The organism is Pseudomonas sp. TH15 (assembly GCF_016651105.1).
Taxonomy (GTDB): Bacteria; Pseudomonadota; Gammaproteobacteria; order Pseudomonadales; family Pseudomonadaceae; genus Aquipseudomonas.
This window is the reverse complement of the sequence record NZ_JAEKEL010000002.1, coordinates 535,066-553,913: the sequence shown is the minus strand read 5'-3', so window position 1 is coordinate 553,913 and position 18,848 is coordinate 535,066. Positions and strand designations below refer to the sequence as shown.

At 57.5% G+C, this 18,848-nt stretch carries 23 protein-coding genes and 1 tRNA gene; 20 read left to right on the top strand and 4 right to left on the bottom strand.

The window, feature by feature from the left end:
• Position 1 precedes the first annotated feature (1 nt).
• Entirely contained in the window at positions 2–208 is a 207-nt protein-coding gene (locus tag JFT87_RS26370) for a SlyX family protein (protein ID WP_123598145.1), read from the top strand.
• Between the two features lie 104 nt (positions 209–312).
• Here JFT87_RS26370 and JFT87_RS28625 read toward each other — a convergent pair whose 3' ends face one another.
• Complete coding sequence (locus tag JFT87_RS28625; RefSeq protein ID WP_201206169.1) at positions 313–915, bottom strand: cold-shock protein; 603 nt, start codon at positions 913–915, stop codon at positions 313–315.
• Between the two features lie 310 nt (positions 916–1,225).
• Between JFT87_RS28625 and JFT87_RS26360 the strand changes: the two genes are divergently transcribed.
• The 19 genes from JFT87_RS26360 (at position 1,226) to nadA (ending at position 16,429) form a co-directional block, all read left to right on the top strand.
• Positions 1,226–1,696: a Dps family protein gene (locus JFT87_RS26360; RefSeq protein WP_201206166.1), complete on the top strand. Its 471-nt coding sequence runs from the start codon at positions 1,226–1,228 to the stop codon at positions 1,694–1,696.
• Positions 1,697–1,966: 270 nt separating this feature from the next.
• Entirely contained in the window at positions 1,967–2,281 is a 315-nt protein-coding gene (locus JFT87_RS26355) for a ribbon-helix-helix domain-containing protein (protein ID WP_201206164.1), read from the top strand.
• A gap of 163 nt (positions 2,282–2,444) precedes the next feature.
• Complete coding sequence (locus JFT87_RS26350) at positions 2,445–2,666, top strand: FmdB family zinc ribbon protein (RefSeq protein WP_010457489.1); 222 nt, start codon at positions 2,445–2,447, stop codon at positions 2,664–2,666.
• Positions 2,667–2,787: 121 nt separating this feature from the next.
• Positions 2,788–4,563: an aspartate--tRNA ligase gene (aspS, locus tag JFT87_RS26345; RefSeq protein WP_201206162.1), complete on the top strand. Its 1,776-nt coding sequence runs from the start codon at positions 2,788–2,790 to the stop codon at positions 4,561–4,563.
• Positions 4,564–4,683: 120 nt separating this feature from the next.
• Entirely contained in the window at positions 4,684–5,430 is a 747-nt protein-coding gene (locus tag JFT87_RS26340; RefSeq protein WP_046049662.1) for a YebC/PmpR family DNA-binding transcriptional regulator, read from the top strand.
• Between the two features lie 156 nt (positions 5,431–5,586).
• Complete coding sequence (ruvC, locus tag JFT87_RS26335) at positions 5,587–6,111, top strand: crossover junction endodeoxyribonuclease RuvC (protein WP_008147379.1); 525 nt, start codon at positions 5,587–5,589, stop codon at positions 6,109–6,111.
• Between the two features lie 116 nt (positions 6,112–6,227).
• A complete protein-coding gene (gene ruvA / locus JFT87_RS26330) occupies positions 6,228–6,845 on the top strand; it encodes a Holliday junction branch migration protein RuvA (protein WP_090187430.1) in 618 nt (205 codons plus the stop codon).
• Positions 6,846–7,907, top strand: coding sequence for a Holliday junction branch migration DNA helicase RuvB (gene ruvB, locus JFT87_RS26325; RefSeq protein WP_201194072.1), 1,062 nt, complete (start codon positions 6,846–6,848; stop codon positions 7,905–7,907).
• Positions 7,908–8,045: 138 nt separating this feature from the next.
• On the top strand, positions 8,046–8,513 hold the full coding sequence (gene ybgC, locus JFT87_RS26320; RefSeq protein ID WP_201194070.1) for a tol-pal system-associated acyl-CoA thioesterase: 468 nt from the start codon (positions 8,046–8,048) through the stop codon (positions 8,511–8,513).
• Positions 8,503–9,198 carry a protein TolQ gene (gene tolQ / locus JFT87_RS26315; RefSeq protein WP_201194068.1) on the top strand — a complete coding sequence of 232 codons (696 nt, stop codon included), beginning with the start codon at positions 8,503–8,505 and terminating at the stop codon, positions 9,196–9,198. The genes ybgC and tolQ overlap by 11 nt, the downstream gene beginning before the upstream one ends.
• A gap of 23 nt (positions 9,199–9,221) precedes the next feature.
• Positions 9,222–9,674: a protein TolR gene (tolR, locus tag JFT87_RS26310; RefSeq protein ID WP_201206765.1), complete on the top strand. Its 453-nt coding sequence runs from the start codon at positions 9,222–9,224 to the stop codon at positions 9,672–9,674.
• Positions 9,674–10,753: a cell envelope integrity protein TolA gene (gene tolA / locus JFT87_RS26305; RefSeq protein WP_201206160.1), complete on the top strand. Its 1,080-nt coding sequence runs from the start codon at positions 9,674–9,676 to the stop codon at positions 10,751–10,753. The genes tolR and tolA overlap by 1 nt, the downstream gene beginning before the upstream one ends.
• A gap of 47 nt (positions 10,754–10,800) precedes the next feature.
• The gene (gene tolB, locus JFT87_RS26300) at positions 10,801–12,051 is read left to right on the top strand and encodes a Tol-Pal system beta propeller repeat protein TolB (protein WP_416195313.1); all 1,251 of its coding nucleotides are present in this window, start codon (positions 10,801–10,803) and stop codon (positions 12,049–12,051) included.
• A 52-nt stretch (positions 12,052–12,103) separates the two neighbouring features.
• Entirely contained in the window at positions 12,104–12,601 is a 498-nt protein-coding gene (pal, locus tag JFT87_RS26295; protein WP_201206155.1) for a peptidoglycan-associated lipoprotein Pal, read from the top strand.
• A 6-nt stretch (positions 12,602–12,607) separates the two neighbouring features.
• Entirely contained in the window at positions 12,608–13,453 is an 846-nt protein-coding gene (gene ybgF, locus JFT87_RS26290) for a tol-pal system protein YbgF (protein ID WP_201206153.1), read from the top strand.
• Between the two features lie 166 nt (positions 13,454–13,619).
• Positions 13,620–14,267, top strand: coding sequence for a 7-carboxy-7-deazaguanine synthase QueE (gene queE / locus JFT87_RS26285; protein WP_046032066.1), 648 nt, complete (start codon positions 13,620–13,622; stop codon positions 14,265–14,267).
• Position 14,268: 1 nt separating this feature from the next.
• The gene (gene queC / locus JFT87_RS26280; RefSeq protein ID WP_201206150.1) at positions 14,269–14,961 is read left to right on the top strand and encodes a 7-cyano-7-deazaguanine synthase QueC; all 693 of its coding nucleotides are present in this window, start codon (positions 14,269–14,271) and stop codon (positions 14,959–14,961) included.
• Between the two features lie 63 nt (positions 14,962–15,024).
• Positions 15,025–15,100: transfer RNA gene (locus JFT87_RS26275), tRNA-Lys, on the top strand.
• A gap of 270 nt (positions 15,101–15,370) precedes the next feature.
• On the top strand, positions 15,371–16,429 hold the full coding sequence (nadA, locus tag JFT87_RS26270; RefSeq protein ID WP_201206148.1) for a quinolinate synthase NadA: 1,059 nt from the start codon (positions 15,371–15,373) through the stop codon (positions 16,427–16,429).
• Positions 16,430–16,514: 85 nt separating this feature from the next.
• Here the strand turns inward: nadA and JFT87_RS26265 are convergent, their stop codons facing one another.
• The 3 genes from JFT87_RS26265 to gcvT all read right to left on the bottom strand — a co-directional run bounded on the left by JFT87_RS26265 (position 16,515) and on the right by gcvT (position 18,830).
• Positions 16,515–17,003 carry an RDD family protein gene (locus JFT87_RS26265; RefSeq protein ID WP_201206146.1) on the bottom strand — a complete coding sequence of 163 codons (489 nt, stop codon included), beginning with the start codon at positions 17,001–17,003 and terminating at the stop codon, positions 16,515–16,517.
• Between the two features lie 96 nt (positions 17,004–17,099).
• Positions 17,100–17,312: a cold-shock protein gene (locus tag JFT87_RS26260; protein ID WP_003175786.1), complete on the bottom strand. Its 213-nt coding sequence runs from the start codon at positions 17,310–17,312 to the stop codon at positions 17,100–17,102.
• A 393-nt stretch (positions 17,313–17,705) separates the two neighbouring features.
• Entirely contained in the window at positions 17,706–18,830 is a 1,125-nt protein-coding gene (gene gcvT / locus JFT87_RS26255; RefSeq protein WP_201206144.1) for a glycine cleavage system aminomethyltransferase GcvT, read from the bottom strand.
• Positions 18,831–18,848: the final 18 nt, after the last annotated feature.

The window sequence follows — 18,848 nt, the reverse complement described above, 5'->3', positions numbered from 1 at the left end:
CATGAGCCTGGAAGAGCGCGTCAACGACCTGGAAAGCCAATTGGCGTTCCAGGACGACACCATTCAGTCATTGAACGATATCCTGGTCACGCAACAACGGGTGGTCGAACGCCTGCAACTGCAAATGGCTGCTCTGCTGCGGCGTCAGGAGGAAATGGTCGGCCAGTTCGAATCCTCCGAAGAAGAGGCGCCCCCGCCGCACTACTGACTCAAAGGCATTGATTTCGCCGGCATTGAGTTCACCGGCTAAAAGTCGACGCAATAAAAAACCGCGAACAGCCAGGCTGCTCGCGGTTTTTTTATCGCCTGGAATCAGCGACGGGGCAATGCGGCAATCACATCTTCGGCTTGCAGGCCTTTGTCGCGATTCATCACGGAGAACTCCACGCGCTGGCCTTCGACCAGGACGCGGTGACCTTCGCCACGAATGGCCCGGAAGTGCACGAAAATATCATCGCCGGAGTCGCGGGAAATAAAGCCGAAGCCTTTGGAGGTGTTGAACCACTTGACGGTGCCGGTATCGCGGTTGCTCATGTCATAGCTTGGCGAAGAGGCGGCCGGTGACGATTTGTAGAAGCTGATTGCCAGGTGCAGGAGCACAGCGACCAGGGTAATGACCAGACTGAACAGCACCGCAGGTTGACCGGCGATAACCGGCATCGGTGCGATCAACGTCAGGGTTTGCAATACGACAGCCAGGACCAGCAGGGCGCTGACCAGGTTTTGCAGTTGATGGCGAGGACCTTTGTTCCAGTAAGGAATAACCGGAGCGAGGGTCAGGTTGAGCAGGCCGAAAAAGGCCAGGTAAAGCGCATCGGGTTGTTGCAGGTAAGGTACGGCTTCGGATCGCAGGCTAGGGATGAAGGACAGCAGCAAGGCTGCTGCGCCCATTAGCAGGTGGACGATTTTCAACATTTTGATTGACTCACGTTAAGACGGATCACAAGGAAGAGCTGATTGAGCACGGTTCGCTTCAGAACAATAAGAGGCGGTGGACACGCACCCGGTACCAGCCTATGCGCGACACCCCGAAAAATAGGGACATGGCGACACACTGCCTATTTAACAGCAAAGGCTGCGGCTACTCAAATCAGGGAGTCCGGCGGTGCCCCCACGGTCGATTTGTCGCAGGCCTGTCGGCCCTGCAAAGCAGCGGTGGGTCCATCGCCTTGCTACAGTGGTCCTGCACTTGTTCGATGAATTTCATCACCTTTAGGGGGTAAACATGGCAATTGATATCGGTATCAGTGAGGCGGATCGCAAGTCCATCGTCGACGGGCTGTCGCGCCTGCTCTCGGACACCTATGTGCTGTATTTGAAAACCCACAACTTCCACTGGAACGTCACGGGGCCGATGTTTCGGACCCTGCACTTGATGTTCGAAGAGCAATACACCGAACTGGCCCTGGCGGTCGATTCAATTGCCGAGCGAATCCGTGCCTTGGGCTTTCCTGCACCCGGTGCCTATTCGGTTTATGCGCGTCTGTCTTCTATTAAAGAAGAGGAGGGCGTACCCACTGCCGAAAACATGATCAAGCAACTGGTCGACGGCCAGGAAGCGGTGACCCGCACCGCACGCGGGATTTTCCCGTTGCTGGACAAAGTCAGTGACGAGCCAACGGCGGACTTGCTGACCCAGCGTATGCAGGTTCATGAGAAAACAGCGTGGATGCTGCGCTCGTTGCTGGATCAGTAATAACGTCGGTGCGCGGATGGCGCCGGGGGCGGCGTTGTCCGCGCAGCGTTTTTTTCCTCAGAAAAACACCGTGTCAGTTAAAGAAAACATGCCGGGTCATGTAGGAAATGGTCTGGCGTAGGACCGTGTCCATGATCCTCTCTCCGTTGTCTGCTTATCCTACGTTGATGGTCATAAAGTCATCTGGATATAACTTTGCGCCTGCGTTTTTATAAAGGCACAGGAGGTTGCTCTTATAGAAACCAGGGATGGCAAAGGAGTGTCAACGGTATGGTTTATGGAGAAAGTCGAGGCGAATGGAGGCTCGGCGAACAACAGGCAATAAAAATTGATCCGTTCGTCAGCGAGTTCGATATGGGGTTGGCCCGGCCTTTATCCCGATCGGTGCGCTTGAACGGTTTTGCGACCTGTCTGCGGCTAGAGCAGGTCTATTGGGAAATCCTGAGTGAAATGGCCACGCTCAATTGCTGCTCGATCAGTGCCCTGTTGTCCCACGTGGACCGCGAGGTTCATTTGCGTCACGGCGGGGTGAAGAATTTCACCGGGCTGGTTCGTGTTGTCTGCGTTGTACACAGCCTTAAGTAGTGCGCGCCCCTCACCTGGCTCACCTGTGTGGTTGGCCAGAGTGGGCGGTGTGTCGGTCTGTGCAGTCTTACGGCTGCACAGGCTGCATTTAATGGATATAATCCCGCTCTTTGCCGCAAAACCCTGCGTATGCGGTAGCAATCTGATCGCCGAGACAACCCCCATGCCGATGTACGACTATCAATGTGCTTCCTGTGGTCATCAGTTGGAAGCCATTCAAAAGATCAGCGCAGCACCGCTGGTCGACTGCCCTGCGTGCCAGGCACCAGAGCTCAAGAAGATGCTGTCCATGCCGGGTTTCCGCCTCAGTGGCACCGGCTGGTACGAAACCGACTTCAAGACCGGTTCCAAGAAGAATCTGGCCGGCGGCGACAAAGCTGACTAAGGTCTGGAACCTGAGTTGAACGACACGAGTGAGTTCTTGCATCATCTGGCACCTTTATAAAGGGCTGGATGTACGCGAGGCCTCCAAACGAATTTCGATTACGAGAAGTGAAACCACTACCATGATGCGCAGCCATTATTGCGGCCAGCTGAACGAAGCCCTGGAAGGCCAGGAAATTACTCTTTGCGGTTGGGTACACCGTCGCCGTGACCACGGCGGGGTGATTTTCCTCGATATCCGTGATCGTGACGGTCTGGCCCAAGTGGTATTCGATCCGGACCGCGCCGAGAGCTTCGCCGCCGCCGATCGCGTGCGCAGCGAATACGTCGTGAAGATCACCGGCAAGGTTCGCCTGCGTCCGGCCGGTGCCACCAACGCCAACATGGCGTCGGGCATGATCGAAGTGCTGGGCTACGAGCTGGAAGTGCTGAACGAGTCGGAAACCCCGCCGTTCCCGCTCAACGAGTTCTCCGACGTTGGCGAAGAAACCCGCCTGCGCTATCGCTTCCTCGACCTGCGTCGCCCGGAAATGCTCGAGAAGCTGCGTCTGCGTTCGCGCATGACTACAAGCATCCGTCGCTTCCTGGACGAGAACGGCTTCCTCGACGTCGAGACGCCGATCCTGACCCGTGCTACCCCGGAAGGCGCGCGCGACTACCTGGTGCCGAGCCGTACTCACGCCGGTTCCTTCTTCGCCTTGCCGCAATCGCCACAGTTGTTCAAGCAACTGCTGATGGTTGCCGGCTTCGATCGTTACTACCAGATCGCCAAGTGCTTCCGTGACGAAGACCTGCGGGCTGACCGCCAGCCGGAATTCACCCAGATCGACATCGAGACCAGCTTCCTCGATGAAAAAGAGATCATGGGCATCACCGAGCAAATGATCCGCAACCTGTTCAAGGAAGTGCTGGATCTGGAATTCGGCGACTTCCCGCACATGACCTTCGAAGAAGCCATGCGCCGTTACGGTTCCGACAAGCCGGACCTGCGTAACCCGCTGGAACTGGTTGACGTTGCCGACCAACTGAAAGAAGTCGACTTCAAGGTGTTCAGCGGCCCTGCCAACGACCCGAAATGCCGCATTGCCGCCCTGCGCGTACCAGGCGCTGCGAGCATGCCGCGCAAGCAGATCGACGACTACACCAAGTTCGTCGGCATCTACGGTGCCAAGGGCCTGGCGTACATCAAGGTCAACGAGCGCGCTAAAGGCGTTGAAGGCCTGCAGTCGCCAATCGTCAAGAACATCCCTGAAGCCAACCTCAACGTGATCCTTGATCGTGTTGGCGCAGTTGACGGCGACATCGTGTTCTTCGGCGCCGACAAATCGAAGATCGTCAGCGAAGCCCTGGGTGCACTGCGGATCAAGGTCGGCAACGACCTGAACCTGCTGACCTGCAAGTGGGCGCCAATGTGGGTCGTCGACTTCCCGATGTTCGAAGAAAACGACGACGGCAGCTTCAGTGCCTTGCACCACCCGTTCACCGCGCCGAAGTGCACGCCGGAAGAACTGGAAGCCAACCCGGCGACCGCTCTGTCCCGTGCCTACGACATGGTCCTGAACGGCACCGAGCTGGGTGGCGGTTCGATCCGTATCCACCGCAAGGAAATGCAGCAGACGGTGTTCCGCCTGTTGGGTATCGAAGAAGCGGAACAGGAAGAGAAATTCGGCTTCCTGCTCGACGCCCTGAAATACGGCGCGCCGCCGCACGGTGGCCTGGCCTTCGGTCTGGACCGTTTGGTGATGCTGATGACCGGTGCCCAGTCGATCCGTGAAGTGATCGCGTTCCCTAAAACCCAGAGTGCTGCCGACGTGATGACGCAAGCACCGGGTGTGGTGGATGCCAAGGCATTGCGCGAACTGCACATTCGTCTGCGCGAAACGCCGAAGGCTGAGTAAGGCTGACCCTGAAGGCGCATCCTTATGGGATGCGCCTTTTTTATAGGTCGAGATTTTTTTGTTGCTGGCCGGCGCTCAATGCGCGGCGGGCAATGTTTCAAAGAGAATTCGGAGCGAGATATGGCGGGTCATTCCAAGTGGGCGAACATCAAGCACCGCAAAGAACGTCAGGATGCCAAGAAGGGCAAGATTTTCACCAAGTGGATTCGTGAGCTGACCGTTGCGGCCCGTCAGGGCGGCGGCGACCCAGGCTCCAACCCGCGTCTGCGTCTGGCGCTGGACAAGGCCCTTGGTGCAAACATGAGCCGCGACATCATTGATCGCGCGGTCGCTCGCGGTGCCGGTGCAGCCGATACCGACGACATGGTCGAACTCAGCTACGAAGGCTACGGCCCGGGTGGTGTGGCGGTGATGGTCGAGTGCATGACCGACAACCGTAACCGCACGGCAGCCGCTGTTCGCCATGCCTTCAGCAAGTGTGGCGGCAACCTTGGTACTGACGGTTCGGTGGCCTATCTGTTCGAACGCAAGGGGCAGATTTCCTTCGCGCCAGGCGTTGATGAAGACGCGCTGATGGAAGCGGCCATGGAAGCCGATGCCGATGACGTGGTCACCCACGAAGACGGCTCGATCGACGTGTTCACCTCGTTCGCTGGGTTCTACTCCGTGCGTAACGCGTTGGAAGCAGCCGGTTTCAAAGGCGATGACGCGGAAATCGTCATGCTGCCGACCACCAGTGCCGAACTGGACCTGGACGGCGCCGAGAAGGTCCTCAAGCTGATCGACATGCTGGAAGACCTGGATGACGTGCAGAACGTCTATTCCAACGCGGACATTCCGGAGTCGGTTGCCGCACAGCTGGGTTAAGGGCGACTAAGATCCAATGTGGGAGCGAGCTTGCTCGCGAATGCGGATTTTCAGGCAACATCGTTGCTGAATATGAAACCGCTTTCGCGAGCAGGCTCGCTCCCACATTTTATTTGGTGTATTGGATATCGTGCTTTTACTGAACCCGCAGGCGTTATGACTTTAATTCTTGGTATCGACCCCGGTTCGCGCATCACCGGTTATGGCGTGGTACGCGATACCGGGCGTGGCTGCGTTTACGTGGCGTCGGGTTGCATTCGCACGGGCTCCGGCGAGTTGCACGAGCGCCTGCAAATCGTCTATCGCGGTGTGCGGGAAGTCATCCAGACCTACGGCCCGGTGACCATGGGCATCGAAAAGGTCTTTATGGCGCGCAACGCCGACTCTGCACTGAAGCTTGGTCAGGCCCGCGGTGCTGCCATTGTTGCTGGCGCTGAAGAAAGCCTGGAAATTGCGGAATACACCGCGACCCAGGTCAAGCAGGCAGTGACCGGGACCGGCGCGGCGAATAAAGAGCAGGTGCAAATGATGGTCATGCACATGCTCAAATTGACCAGCAAGCCGCAAATCGATGCCTCGGATGCCCTGGCCATCGCCATTTGTCACGCTCACACCCGTTCCAGCCTGCTGCCTCATGGCCTCGGCACGGCACGCAGTCGTGGCGGGCGCCTGCGTCTCTGATAGCATCAGCAATCATTTTTTATGGAATGAGGTTTTTTGCGCCTGTGTCGTCGGCGTAAAACCCTTGCTCTGTCAGTCGCTGGCCTCGGGCTGGCTAACGCTCAAGGATTTGAAACGTGATTGGACGCTTGCGCGGCACCCTGGCTGAGAAACAGCCGCCGCACCTGATTCTGGATGTAAATGGTCTGGGGTATGAGCTGGAAGTGCCCATGACCACGCTGTATCGCTTGCCGTCGGTCGGTGAACCGCTGACCTTGCACACCCATTTGGTCGTACGCGAAGACGCGCAGTTACTCTATGGCTTCTACGGCAAGCGTGAGCGAGACTTTTTTCGCGAGTTGATCCGTCTTAATGGTGTAGGGCCGAAATTGGCCCTGGCCTTGATGTCGAGCCTGGAAGTCGATGAGCTGGTGCGTTGCGTGCAGTCCCAGGACACCTCGGCGCTGACCAAAGTGCCGGGCGTGGGCAAGAAGACCGCCGAGCGTTTGCTGGTGGAACTCAAGGACCGCTTCAAGGCCTGGGAAACCGTGCCGGCGATGTTCGCCCTGGTGCCGAACCAGCCGGGTGGGCCGGATGCGCCGGCCCCGGTGGCCACCGCCGAAAATGACGCGGTCAGCGCGCTGATTTCCCTGGGCTACAAGCCGCAGGAGGCCAGCAAGGCGATTTCCGCGATCAAGGAGAAAGGTTTGAGCAGTGAAGACATGATTCGTCGTGCCCTGAAGGGAATGATTTAAGTGATTGAAGCTGATCGTCTGATCGCCGCCACACCTGGCCCCCGTGACCGCGAGGAAGTCCAGGACCGCGCGATTCGTCCCCTTAGCCTGGCCGAATACATTGGCCAGCCGACGGTTCGAGAGCAAATGGAGTTGTTCATCCAGGCTGCCCGTGGTCGCAACGAATCCCTGGATCACACACTGATCTTCGGCCCGCCGGGCCTGGGTAAAACCACGCTGGCCAACATCATCGCCCAGGAAATGGGCGTGTCGATCAAAAGCACCTCGGGCCCGGTACTTGAGCGCCCGGGTGACCTCGCCGCGCTGCTGACCAACCTTGAGCCTCACGACGTGCTGTTCATCGATGAAATTCATCGGCTGTCGCCGATCGTCGAGGAAGTGCTGTACCCGGCGATGGAAGATTTCCAGCTCGACATCATGATCGGCGAAGGGCCGGCCGCGCGTTCGATCAAGCTTGATCTGCCGCCGTTCACCCTGGTCGGTGCAACTACCCGTGCCGGCATGCTGACCAACCCATTGCGTGACCGTTTCGGGATCGTCCAGCGTCTGGAGTTCTACAGCACTGCGGACCTGGCGACGATTGTCAGCCGTTCGGCGAACATCCTTGGCTTGCCGCTGGACCCGGAGGGCGCCTTCGAAATCGCTCGCCGCGCCCGTGGCACCCCGCGAATCGCCAACCGTTTGCTGCGTCGGGTGCGGGATTTCGCCGAAGTTCGGGCCAAGGGCCACATCACCAAGCCGATTGCCGACCTGGCCCTGAACCTGCTGGATGTCGACGAACGTGGCTTCGATCACCAGGATCGACGCCTGCTGTTGACCATGATCGAGAAGTTCGACGGGGGGCCGGTCGGGGTCGACAGCCTGGCGGCGGCCATCAGTGAAGAGCGCCACACCATTGAAGACGTGCTGGAACCGTACCTGATCCAGCAGGGCTACATCATGCGAACACCGCGTGGGCGGGTGGTGACCCGGCACGCGTATCTGCATTTCGGTTTAAACATTCCGTCACGATTGGGTGAGATGCCCGTGGTAGACGAGTTTCTCGATGCAGTGGACGATTAATTAACGTTTGCAGGCTGATCGATTGAAGGTTTGTGTGGTCCTAGGGGCTCAGATGACGAATCTTTCACTCGAAAGCCCCGCAACAATGAAAAACAGTTGCCTCGCCGGATTGGCAACCTGAGGAGTAAGCACTAGAGTATGCGCGCGCAAAACGGGCTTGAGCCGTTCGCACATCGTTGTCGCGTTTATTACGAGGACACCGATGCGGGCGGCATTGTGTATTACGTTAATTACCTCAAGTTTATGGAACGGGCTCGAACCGAGCGGCTCCGGGATCTGGGCTTTGCCCAATCGGCGCTGGCAGGGGAGGACCTGTTGTTCGTCGTGCATTCCAGCGAAGCGCGTTACCACGCGCCGGCGCGACTGGACGACGAGCTGTTGGTAAGCGCTGAAGTAATCGAATTGAACCGTGTCAGCCTGCGCTTTAAACAGCAGGTCAGGCGGGCTACGGATAATGTGCTGCTCTGCGAAGGGCAGTTTTTGGTGGCCTGTGTGCGCACTAATAGTTTGAAACCCCGGGCCATTCCCGAAGCTCTACGTGCGGCCTTTGCCGGCGAGAGCGGCGCGGGTACACACTCAAAGCAGGAGATAAAGCGTGGAAGCTAACGTCGTCGACCATTCCTCCATGTGGAGCCTGGTCAGCAATGCCAGCGTCGTGGTGCAGTTGGTAATGCTGATTCTGGTAGCCGCATCGGTGACCTCATGGATCATGATCTTTCAGCGCAGCAATCTGATACGCGCTGGTCGACGTGCCCTGGAGAGCTTTGAAGAGCGCTTCTGGTCGGGTATCGATTTGTCCAAGCTCTACCGTCAGGCCGGCAGCAACCCTGATCCGGATTCGGGCGTCGAGCAAATCTTTCGTGCCGGCTTCAAGGAATTCTCCCGTCTGCGCCAGCAGCCAGGCGTTGACCCGGAAGCGGTCATGGAAGGCGTGGCCCGTGCCATGCGCGTGGCCATTTCCCGCGAAGAAGAAAAGCTCGAGCAGAGCCTGCCGTTCCTCGCCACCGTCGGTTCGGTCAGCCCGTACATCGGTCTGTTCGGCACGGTCTGGGGCATCATGAACTCCTTCCGTGGCCTGGCAACTGCCCAGCAGGCGACCCTGGCCACCGTGGCCCCGGGTATCGCCGAAGCACTGGTGGCCACCGCCATCGGCCTGTTTGCAGCTATCCCAGCGGTAATTGCTTACAACCGTTTTGCTGCTCGCAGCGAAACCCTGCTGAGCCGCTACTACACCTTCGCCGATGAATTCCAGGCGATCCTGCACCGCAAAGTGCACACCAGCGAAGAATAAGCAGGTAATTTCCAATGGCTTTAATCGCTCGAGCTCGCAAAAAGCGCAAGCCGGTTGCCGAGATGAACGTAGTGCCTTACATCGACGTGATGTTGGTACTGCTGGTCATCTTCATGGTGACCGCGCCGATGCTCAATCAGGGCGTGAAAGTTGATCTGCCCAAGGTTTCCAGCGAAGCCTTGCCGCAGGACAACAACACCCAGGTCCTGACCATTTCGATCAAGGCTGACAAGACCTACTACTGGAACCTTGGCAGCGAAGTCGACACCGATAAGCAGCAGGACAAGGCCATGACCTTGCCGCAGATGACCAGCGCAGTGACCAAAATCATCAGCGCCGGCAACGAAAACGGCAAGCACACCCAAGTCTTCATTCGTGGCGACAAGACCGTCGACTACGGTTCGGTCATGGGCGCCATGGGCGGGTTGCAGAAGGCCGGAGTCGGTAATGTTGGCTTGATTACCGAGGCGCCCTGATGCAGCAACAACGAGAGCCAACAGCCTCGGAAAGCTACTTCTGGCCTAGTGTCTGGGCGATTGGCTTGCACGTGCTGGTTTTCGGCATGCTGTTCGTCAGTTTCGCCATGACGCCTGAGTTGCCGCCGGCCAAGCCGATTGTCCAGGCGACCCTGTACCAGCTGAAATCGAAAAGTCGGGCGACCACCCAGACCAATCAGAAGATTGCGGGTGAAGCGCAGAAATCTGCTGCGCGTCAGACCGAAGTCGAACAGATGGAACAAAAGAAGGTCGAGCAGGAAGCGGTGAAGGCTGCGGAACAAAAGAAAGAAGAAGCGGCTCAAAAAGCCGAGGAAGCCAAAAAGGCCGACGAGTCGAAGAAGTCTGAGGAAGCGAAAAAGGCTGATGAAGCCAAAAAAGCCGACGAAGCGAAGAAGACCGCCGAAGCCAAGAAGGTCGAAGAGAAACAATTGGCTGATATAGCCAAGAAGAAGTCTGAAGAAGAAGCCAAGAAGGCTGCTGAAGAAGAGGCCAAGAAAGCGGCCGCTGAAGAAGCGAAGAAAAAGATCGTCGAAGACGCGAAGAAGAAAGCCGCGGACGACGCCAAGAAGAAAGCTGAAGCTGAAGAGGCGAAGAAGAAAGTCGCCGACGAAGCGAAGAAGAAAGCTGCTGCCGATGCTGCGAAGAAGAAATCGCAGGATGCGGCACGTAAATCTACCGAAGATAAAAAGGCCCAGGCCTTGGCAGATTTGCTTTCCGACACGCCGCAGCGTCAGCAGGCGTTGGCCGATGAGCAGGGTGACGAAGTCGCCGGCAGTTTCGATGATTTGATTCGTGCTCGTGCAGCAGAAGGCTGGGCTCGTCCTCCTTCGGCACGCAAAGGCATGACGGTCGTGTTGCAAATCGGCATGTTGCCGGACGGTACGGTGACTTCGGTCAGTATTGCCAAGTCCAGTGGCGATGGTCCGTTCGACTCGTCGGCTGTGGCAGCGGTGAAGAATATTGGACGTTTGACAGAAATGCAGGGAATGAAGCCGAGCGATTTTGCTCCGTATCGTTCATTCAAGATGACATTCACACCTGAGGATCTAGCCTTGTGAGAAACCTTCTTCGAGGAATGCTTGTCGTTATCTGCTGCCTGGCAGGGATGGCGGTAGCAGACGAAAAAAACATTCTGGTCACCAGCGGCAGTGATCGGGCTACCCCGATTGCGGTAGTGCCGTTCGGTTTCCAGGGCGGCACTGTGCTGCCGGACGACATGGCCGAAATCATTGGCAATGACCTGCGCAACTCGGGCTATTACTCGCCGATTCCAAAGCAGCAGATGATCAGCCAGCCGAGCCAGGCCAGCGAAATCATTTTCCGTGACTGGAAGGCGATCAGCGCCCAGTACATCATGGTCGGCAGCATTGTTCCGGCGGGCGGTCGCCTGCAGGTTCAGTACGCATTGTTCAACGTCGCCACCGAGCAGCAAGTGCTGACCGGCAGCGTGTCGGGCAGCGTCGATCAACTGCGCGACATGGCGCACTACATCGCTGACCAGTCGTTCGAAAAACTCACCGGTATTAAAGGTGCGTTCTCGACACGCCTGCTGTACGTGACAGCCGAGCGTTTCTCTGAGAAGAACACGCGCTACACGCTGCAACGTTCGGACTATGACGGTGCCCGCGCCGTGACCCTGCTGCAATCGCGCGAGCCAATCCTGTCGCCGCGTTTCGCACCGGACGGCAAGCGCATCGCCTATGTATCGTTCGAGCAGAAGCGTCCGCGTATCTTCATGCAGAACATCGACACCGGTCGCCGTGAGCAGATCACCAACTTCGAAGGCCTGAATGGCGCGCCAGCCTGGTCGCCGGATGGCAATCGCCTGGCATTCGTACTGTCGAAAGACGGCAACCCGGACATCTATGTGATGAACCTGGGTTCGCGTCAGATCACTCGCGTCACCAACGGTCCCGGCATCAATACCGAACCGTTCTGGGGTAAGGATGGTTCGACCATCTACTTCACCTCCGACCGTGGCGGCAAGCCACAAATCTACAAAACCAGCGTCGGTGGGGGCGGTGCGGAACGTGTGACCTTCATTGGTAACTACAACGCCAACCCTAAGCTTTCGGCTGATGAAAAGACCCTGGTGATGATTCACCGCCAGGATGGCTTCACTAATTTCAAGGTGGCGGCCCAGGATTTGCAGCGCGGAAGCGTAAAAATCCTCACTGATAGCACTCTGGACGAGTCGCCTACTGTTGCGCCCAACGGCACCATGGTAATCTACGCCACCCGCCAGCAGGGCCGGGGAGTCTTGATGCTCGTGTCCATTAATGGACGCGTAAGGCTCCCGCTTCCTACCGCACAAGGCGAAGTCAGAGAACCTTCCTGGTCCCCTTACCTGAACTGACGCGGCGCTACACGTTTTACTTAACACACTGGGGTTCATTAGGAGTTTCACGATGGAAATGCTGAAGTTTGGTAAATTTGCTGCGCTGGCTCTGGCCATGGCTGTAGCTGTAGGTTGCTCGTCCAAAGGCGGCGACAATGCCGGTCAAGGCGCTGTCGATCCAAACGCTGGTTACGGCGCTAACACTGGTGCTGTTGATGGCTCCCTGAGCGAAGAAGCTGCTCTGCGCGCAATCACCACCTTCTACTTCGAATACGACAGCTCGGACCTGAAGCCAGAAGCCATGCGCTCCCTGGATATTCACGCCAAAGACCTGAAAGCAAACGGCGCTCGCGTTGTTCTGGAAGGCAACACCGACGAACGTGGTACTCGTGAGTACAACATGGCACTGGGCGAGCGTCGTGCGAAAGCCGTTCAGCGCTACCTGGTACTGCAAGGTGTTTCCCCAGCTCAGCTGGAACTGGTTTCCTACGGCGAAGAGCGTCCAGTTGCTACCGGCAACGACGAGCAGTCCTGGGCTCAAAACCGTCGCGTCGAACTGCGTAAGTAATTCGTCATGCGAACGTGCCGTCGTGCTGTAACTGTTTTGGCTCTCAGCCTCGCACCGCTTGCGGTGTGGGCTGCGGTTCCTGTGGTCGATGACAACTCCGGTTATAACAATAGCGGGAGCAGTTATCCGCCTGCGGGTTACGGTACGAACGGCGCCTATGCCGGGGGAGGGGTTTCGGCCCCTGTCTCGGCACAGGGCGAGCTGTTCAACCAACTGCAATCGATGCAGGAGCAGATCTCGCGCCAACAGGGTGTGATCGAAGTTCTGCAAAATGATGTAGCGCGCATGAAGCAAGAGAACCTGGAGCGATACCAGGATCTTGATCGGCGCATAGGAACCGGCGTTGCACCAGCCGCGACTCCTGATAATTCTTCCACCGGTGGCAATTTGAATGCCCCTGGTGCAGCAGCCGCTGCAGGCGCTGGTGCGGGAGCGGTAGCCGCTCAAGCCCCTGCCGCCAGCAGTGAACCGGGTGATCCGGCGAAGGAAAAACTGTATTACGATGCAGCCTTCGACTTGATCAAAGCCAAGGATTTCGACAAGGCCAGCCAGGCTTTTACCGCTTTCCTGCGCAAATACCCGAACAGCCAATACGCGGGCAATGCCCAGTACTGGTTGGGCGAAGTCAATTTGGCCAAAGGCGATCTGCAAGGTGCAGGTCAGGCGTTTGCCAAGGTTTCGCAGCTGTACCCCAAGCACGCCAAAGTGCCTGATTCGCTGTACAAGCTGGCTGATGTAGAGCGCCGCCTGGGTCACACCGACAAGGTAAAAGGCATTCTGCAGCAGGTGGTGTCCCAATATCCGGGCACTTCCGCCGCTCAGTTGGCTCAACGCGATCTGCAACGCATGTAAGGTTGCTTGACTGTTCTTGAAGAAACCCGCGCTTGTCGCGGGTTTTTTCGTTAGAATTCATGCCCTTTTTCTGAAACACGCTTTTTGGGATTCGCGCGTTGGCGGGGTTCCTTGAAGAGCCTGACGGAGGCGGACAGCCTGTTTAGCTGTTACGCCCGTGGCGACTATGCAAGACACATTGAGAATCACCGAAGTTTTTTACTCGTTGCAGGGTGAAACGCGGACTGCCGGGCTGCCCACTGTTTTTGTGCGCCTGACCGGTTGCCCATTGCGTTGCCAATACTGCGACAGCGCCTACGCGTTCACGGGCGGCACCATTCGCCCCCTCGACGATATCCTCGAGCAAGTGGCCGGTTTTCGTCCGCGTTATGTGTGTGTCACCGGCGGCGAGCCGTTGGCGCAACCCAATGCCATCCCATTGCTCAAGCAGTTGTGCGACGCCGGTTACGAAGTGTCACTGGAAACCAGTGGTGCTCTCGACATCTCGGCAGTAGATTCCCGTGTCAGTCGCGTCGTCGACCTGAAAACACCGGGTTCGAAAGAAGCGCACCGCAACCGCTATGAGAACATCGAACTGCTGACGCCCAACGACCAGGTGAAGTTTGTCATCTGCTCGCGGGAAGACTATGACTGGGCCGTGTCCAAGCTGATCCAGTACGGTCTTGATCGACGTGCCGGCGAAGTCCTGTTCTCGCCAAGTCACCATGACCTCAATGCTCGGGATCTGGCTGACTGGGTGGTGGCGGACAACCTGCCAGTGCGTCTGCAATTGCAACTGCATAAATATCTTTGGAATGACGAGCCGGGGCGCTGATATGACTGAACCACTGAACACTACCGAAAAACGTGCGGTGATCCTGCTGTCCGGCGGCCTCGACTCGGCGACGGTCGTGGCCATGGCCCGTGCTGAAGGCTATAGCTGCTACACCATGAGCTTTGACTACGGCCAGCGTTCCCACGCCGAATTGCACGCGGCCGCACGGGTTGCCCGTGATTTGGGTGTGGTCGAACACAAGGTGATCGGTATTAACCTCAATGGCATTGGCGGTTCTGCGCTGACCGACAACAGTATCGATATCCCGGAAACTCTGGGTGAAGGTATCCCGGTGACGTATGTGCCGGCGCGCAACACGGTGTTTCTATCTCTCGCGTTGGGCTGGGCTGAAGTGCTGGGCGCCCGCGACATCTTTATTGGTGTGAACGCCGTGGACTACTCCGGTTACCCGGACTGCCGTCCCGAGTTCATCGAGTCCTTCGAGCGCATGGCCAACCTGGCGACCAAGGCCGGTGTCGAAGGCAACGGTTTCCGCATCCAGGCCCCGCTGCAAAACCTGAGCAAGGCGCAGATCGTCGAGGCGGGCGTGAAGCTGGGCGTCGATTACGGGCTGACCGTTTCCTGCTATCAGGCCGACGATAAAGGCTATGCGTGCGGCAAATGCGACAGCTGCCGCCTGCGTGCAGAAGGCTTCGCGGCGGCCGGAATCAGTGACCCAACACCTTATTTCTGATTTATTTCAAATTAGGTGTTGAATAGTCCTTAAAAATCAGTATTATACGCGCCACCACACAGCGGGTCGTTAGCTCAGTTGGTAGAGCAGTTGGCTTTTAACCAATTGGTCGTAGGTTCGAATCCCACACGACCCACCATTTTTATAGCAGTTTAGAAAATCCGGAAGGCCCACGAAAGTGAGGATTTCCGGGTTTTTTTTTGTCCGCGATTTGTGCTCGCACAAGTCCTGGGCTGCCCCGCGTGACGCAGGTCAGAATCATCTTTTGCATCAGCGGGATATTCTGTAGCCTTGCGCAGCTTCAACGCTGTGCCTGATGAATACTCACTCTCCCGGCGGTACCCTTAAGTGGTCCGGAGCCGGGTGTATACTCGACTTTCGCGCGAAAGCGCCCGCAGGTCTTGCGATCATGACGCAAATTTCTGAACGCCTACTGGTTCAAGCTCACCTCGACGCCAAGCAGCCCAAGCCGCTGACGGTCGAGGAAGAGGCTTATTACCGCGCTGCCATTGCTGCCGAGCTCAAGGCTCAGGACGCGGTGCTGGTTGCCCACTTCTATTGCGATCCGGTGATTCAGGCCCTGGCCGAAGAAACCGGTGGCTGCGTCTCTGACTCCCTGGAAATGGCGCGCTTCGGCAATGCCCATCCGGCCAAGACCGTGGTGGTCGCCGGTGTGAAGTTCATGGGCGAGACCGCGAAGATTCTCAATCCCGAAAAACGCGTCCTGATGCCAACCCTGGACGCGACCTGCTCGCTGGACCTGGGTTGCCCGGTGGACGAGTTCTCGGCGTTCTGTGATCAGCATCCGGAGCGCACGGTGGTGGTGTATGCCAACACTTCGGCGGCGGTCAAAGCCCGGGCTGATTGGGTGGTGACTTCAAGCTGCGCGCTGGAGATTGTCGAAAGCCTGATGGATAACGGCGAGACCATCATCTGGGGGCCGGACAAGCACCTGGGTACTTACATCCAGCGCAAGACCGGCGCGGACATGCTGCTGTGGGACGGTGCCTGCATCGTTCACGAGGAGTTCAAATCCAAGCAGCTTGAGGACATGAAGGCGCTGTACCCGGACGCGGCCATTCTGGTGCATCCGGAATCGCCGACGTCGGTGATCGAACTGGCGGATGCCGTCGGTTCCACCAGTCAGTTGATCGCGGCGGCGCAAACCCTGCCGAACAAGACCTTCATCGTCGCCACCGACCGCGGCATCTTCTACAAGATGCAGCAGCTGTGCCCGGACAAGGTCTTCATCGAGGCTCCAACGGCCGGTAACGGCGCAGCGTGCCGCAGTTGCGCGCACTGCCCATGGATGGCGATGAATACCCTTGAGCGGACGCTGAAGAGCTTGAAGGAAGGGACGAACGAGATCTTTGTGGATCCGGCGTTGATTCCGCAGGCGATTCGGCCGTTGAAGCGGATGCTGGACTTCACCCAGGCGGCGCGGATGAAGTTGGCGGGTAACGCTTAAAGAGCAAGATCAAAAGATCGCAGCCTTCGGCAGCTCCTACGCGCCTATGGGCGCTGCCGAAGGCTGCGATCTTTTTTTATGGGCGCTACTTTTGTTTCTTTGGAACACGAACAAGCTGGGTGTTGGAATACATGTCATGCCAGCTGCGTTTCTGTTTGTCGAACAGCGGCCAGAGAAACCCCAGCCCCACACACAGCCACGACGCGATCGACACCACAAACCGCAGCAGCGCCTGCCACAGGCTGATGGACGAGCCGTCAGCATTCTGAACACGGATGCACCACACCTGCATACCCAGGGTCTGACCGGACCAGGTCCAGAACTTGGCGAAGAAACCGAAGAGCACGAAAAACAGCACCGTCGACAGCAATGGATCGCCGTCCAGCGCGCCGGCTTCGGTGAGCTTGCGCATCTTGTCTTCGCCGATGATCGCCATCTGGATCATCTTGTAAATGCCGCTGGTGACGATCAGCAGGGCCGTGCATAACAGAAAGTCATAGAACATCGCTGCCAGGCGACGGCCCAAGGTAGCGGCGGGAAAGTCGCCCTGGGGGTTGAGCAAGTGTTTCGACATGGCAGCCTCTGGGCGAAAAAAGAAAGCCATTTTACGGATTTACGCGCACAAAAAAGCCCCTGATGTCAGCATCAGGGGCTTTTTCGTTACAGAAGGTTAGGCTTCTGCTTGTACTTCGTCAGCCTGCATGCCTTTCTGGCCTTGCACAGCAACGAAGGTCACTTTCTGGCCTTCTTTCAGGCTCTTGAAGCCGTTGCCCTGAATAGCGCGGAAATGCACGAACAGATCCGGACCGCTTTCTGGAGTGATAAAACCAAAACCTTTCTCGTCGTTAAACCACTTGACGGTACCGCTCTGACGTTGGGACATTTCTTATTTCCTTTGACGCAAAAATTAATGACAGTCTCCTTCATATGAAAGAGTACTGGGGCTGGTTGCAGGAAAGTAAGAAGACGTAGAACGGGATGTAGCTAACTTGTAGGCTACTGCCCAGGTCACGATTCCAAGCGACCCATGCAAACACAGTGAACAAACTCTACGCCAACTAGCCGATAAAAAACAAGCCCCTGTGAGGGGCCCGGTTTTGCTCGGCTTGGTGGCTATTAGTCGGTCCACTAGTGCGTGCTTATTCGATGAAGGTGTTCAATTGTTTTCGAACGTTATAAGCAAAGTTCATAATCGAACGACTGCACTGTTTTATGGCGGTTGCGTTACAGATTAGTGCACTGTTAACGCAATCGCGTTACTTATAGAAACAGTCAATCAACCACGATAGTAGCGTTGTGGAACAAATGGCATTTTGCTTACAAGCAAAGGCACCTTTTTCCCACGGACAATTGCCCAAACCGGCGTATCGATCGCGATGTAAGCACTGTCGACGTAACCCATGGCCAGAGGACCACCCAAGGTCGGCCCGAAACCACCACTGCACACGCTACCGATGATGTCGCCGGCTTCGTTGACGATTTCTGCGCCTTCGCGCACTGGCGTGCGTTCCTGCGGCAACAGACCAACGCGTTTACGGCTGATACCACCTTGTTGTTGGGCGAATACGCTTTCAGCGCCCGGGAAGCCGCCGGCCCGTGCGCCATCGGCACGACGTGGCTTGGAGATGGCCCACAGCAGGCTTGCCTCAATCGGGGTGGTCTCGGTGTTCATGTCGTGGCCATAGAGGCACAGGCCGGCTTCCAGGCGCAGGGAGTCGCGAGCGCCGAGGCCGATGGCCGCCACTTCAGGTTCAGCCAACAGCGCGCGCGCCAGGGCTTCAGCGTTGGCGGCCGGCACCGAGATTTCAAAACCGTCTTCGCCGGTGTAGCCCGAACGGCTGACAAAGCAGTCCACGCCCAGCAGTTTCACGCGGGCGAACTGCATGAAGGTCATCTTCGACACTTCAGGCGCCAGGCGTGCAAGCACAGTCACAGCAGCCGGGCCTTGCAGGGCCAGCAACGCGCGTTCTTCGAACAGTGGCTCGATGCTGCACTGGTCGCCGATGTGCTTGCGCAGGTGCGCCAGGTCCTGATCCTTGCAGGCGGCGTTGACCACCAGGAACAGTTCGTCGTTACCGAGGTTGGCGACCATCAGATCGTCGAGGATGCCGCCGGTCTCGTTGGTGAACATTGCGTAGCGCTGCATGCCCACCGGCAGGTCGATGATGTCCACCGGCACCAGGGTTTCCAGGGCTTTGGCGGCATTGGCGCCGGTCAGGCGGATCTGGCCCATGTGCGAGACATCGAACAGCCCGGCCTGATCACGGGTGTGCTGGTGTTCTTTCATCACGCCCAATGGGTATTGCACCGGCATGTCGTAGCCGGCGAACGGCACCATTCGCGCGCCGAGTTCGATGTGCAGTGCGTGCAGCGGGGTTTTCAGCAATTGTTCGGTGGACATATTCAGCTCCTGAAAAAG

Coding starts and splice junctions, on each gene's coding strand:
- JFT87_RS26265 (WP_201206146.1), bottom strand. CDS start 17,003: ATGTCGAAACACTTGCTCAACCCCCAGGGCGACTTTCCCGCCGCTACC.
- JFT87_RS26355 (WP_201206164.1), top strand. CDS start 1,967: ATGGTTTATGGAGAAAGTCGAGGCGAATGGAGGCTCGGCGAACAACAG.
- JFT87_RS28625 (WP_201206169.1), bottom strand. CDS start 915: ATGTTGAAAATCGTCCACCTGCTAATGGGCGCAGCAGCCTTGCTGCTG.
- JFT87_RS26260 (WP_003175786.1), bottom strand. CDS start 17,312: ATGTCCCAACGTCAGAGCGGTACCGTCAAGTGGTTTAACGACGAGAAA.
- tolB (WP_416195313.1), top strand. CDS start 10,801: ATGGCGGTAGCAGACGAAAAAAACATTCTGGTCACCAGCGGCAGTGAT.
- tolA (WP_201206160.1), top strand. CDS start 9,674: ATGCAGCAACAACGAGAGCCAACAGCCTCGGAAAGCTACTTCTGGCCT.
- ybgF (WP_201206153.1), top strand. CDS start 12,608: ATGCGAACGTGCCGTCGTGCTGTAACTGTTTTGGCTCTCAGCCTCGCA.
- ruvC (WP_008147379.1), top strand. CDS start 5,587: ATGACTTTAATTCTTGGTATCGACCCCGGTTCGCGCATCACCGGTTAT.
- JFT87_RS26340 (WP_046049662.1), top strand. CDS start 4,684: ATGGCGGGTCATTCCAAGTGGGCGAACATCAAGCACCGCAAAGAACGT.
- JFT87_RS26360 (WP_201206166.1), top strand. CDS start 1,226: ATGGCAATTGATATCGGTATCAGTGAGGCGGATCGCAAGTCCATCGTC.
- aspS (WP_201206162.1), top strand. CDS start 2,788: ATGATGCGCAGCCATTATTGCGGCCAGCTGAACGAAGCCCTGGAAGGC.
- nadA (WP_201206148.1), top strand. CDS start 15,371: ATGACGCAAATTTCTGAACGCCTACTGGTTCAAGCTCACCTCGACGCC.
- queE (WP_046032066.1), top strand. CDS start 13,620: ATGCAAGACACATTGAGAATCACCGAAGTTTTTTACTCGTTGCAGGGT.
- pal (WP_201206155.1), top strand. CDS start 12,104: ATGGAAATGCTGAAGTTTGGTAAATTTGCTGCGCTGGCTCTGGCCATG.
- gcvT (WP_201206144.1), bottom strand. CDS start 18,830: ATGTCCACCGAACAATTGCTGAAAACCCCGCTGCACGCACTGCACATC.
- queC (WP_201206150.1), top strand. CDS start 14,269: ATGACTGAACCACTGAACACTACCGAAAAACGTGCGGTGATCCTGCTG.
- JFT87_RS26370 (WP_123598145.1), top strand. CDS start 2: ATGAGCCTGGAAGAGCGCGTCAACGACCTGGAAAGCCAATTGGCGTTC.
- JFT87_RS26350 (WP_010457489.1), top strand. CDS start 2,445: ATGCCGATGTACGACTATCAATGTGCTTCCTGTGGTCATCAGTTGGAA.
- ybgC (WP_201194070.1), top strand. CDS start 8,046: ATGCGCGCGCAAAACGGGCTTGAGCCGTTCGCACATCGTTGTCGCGTT.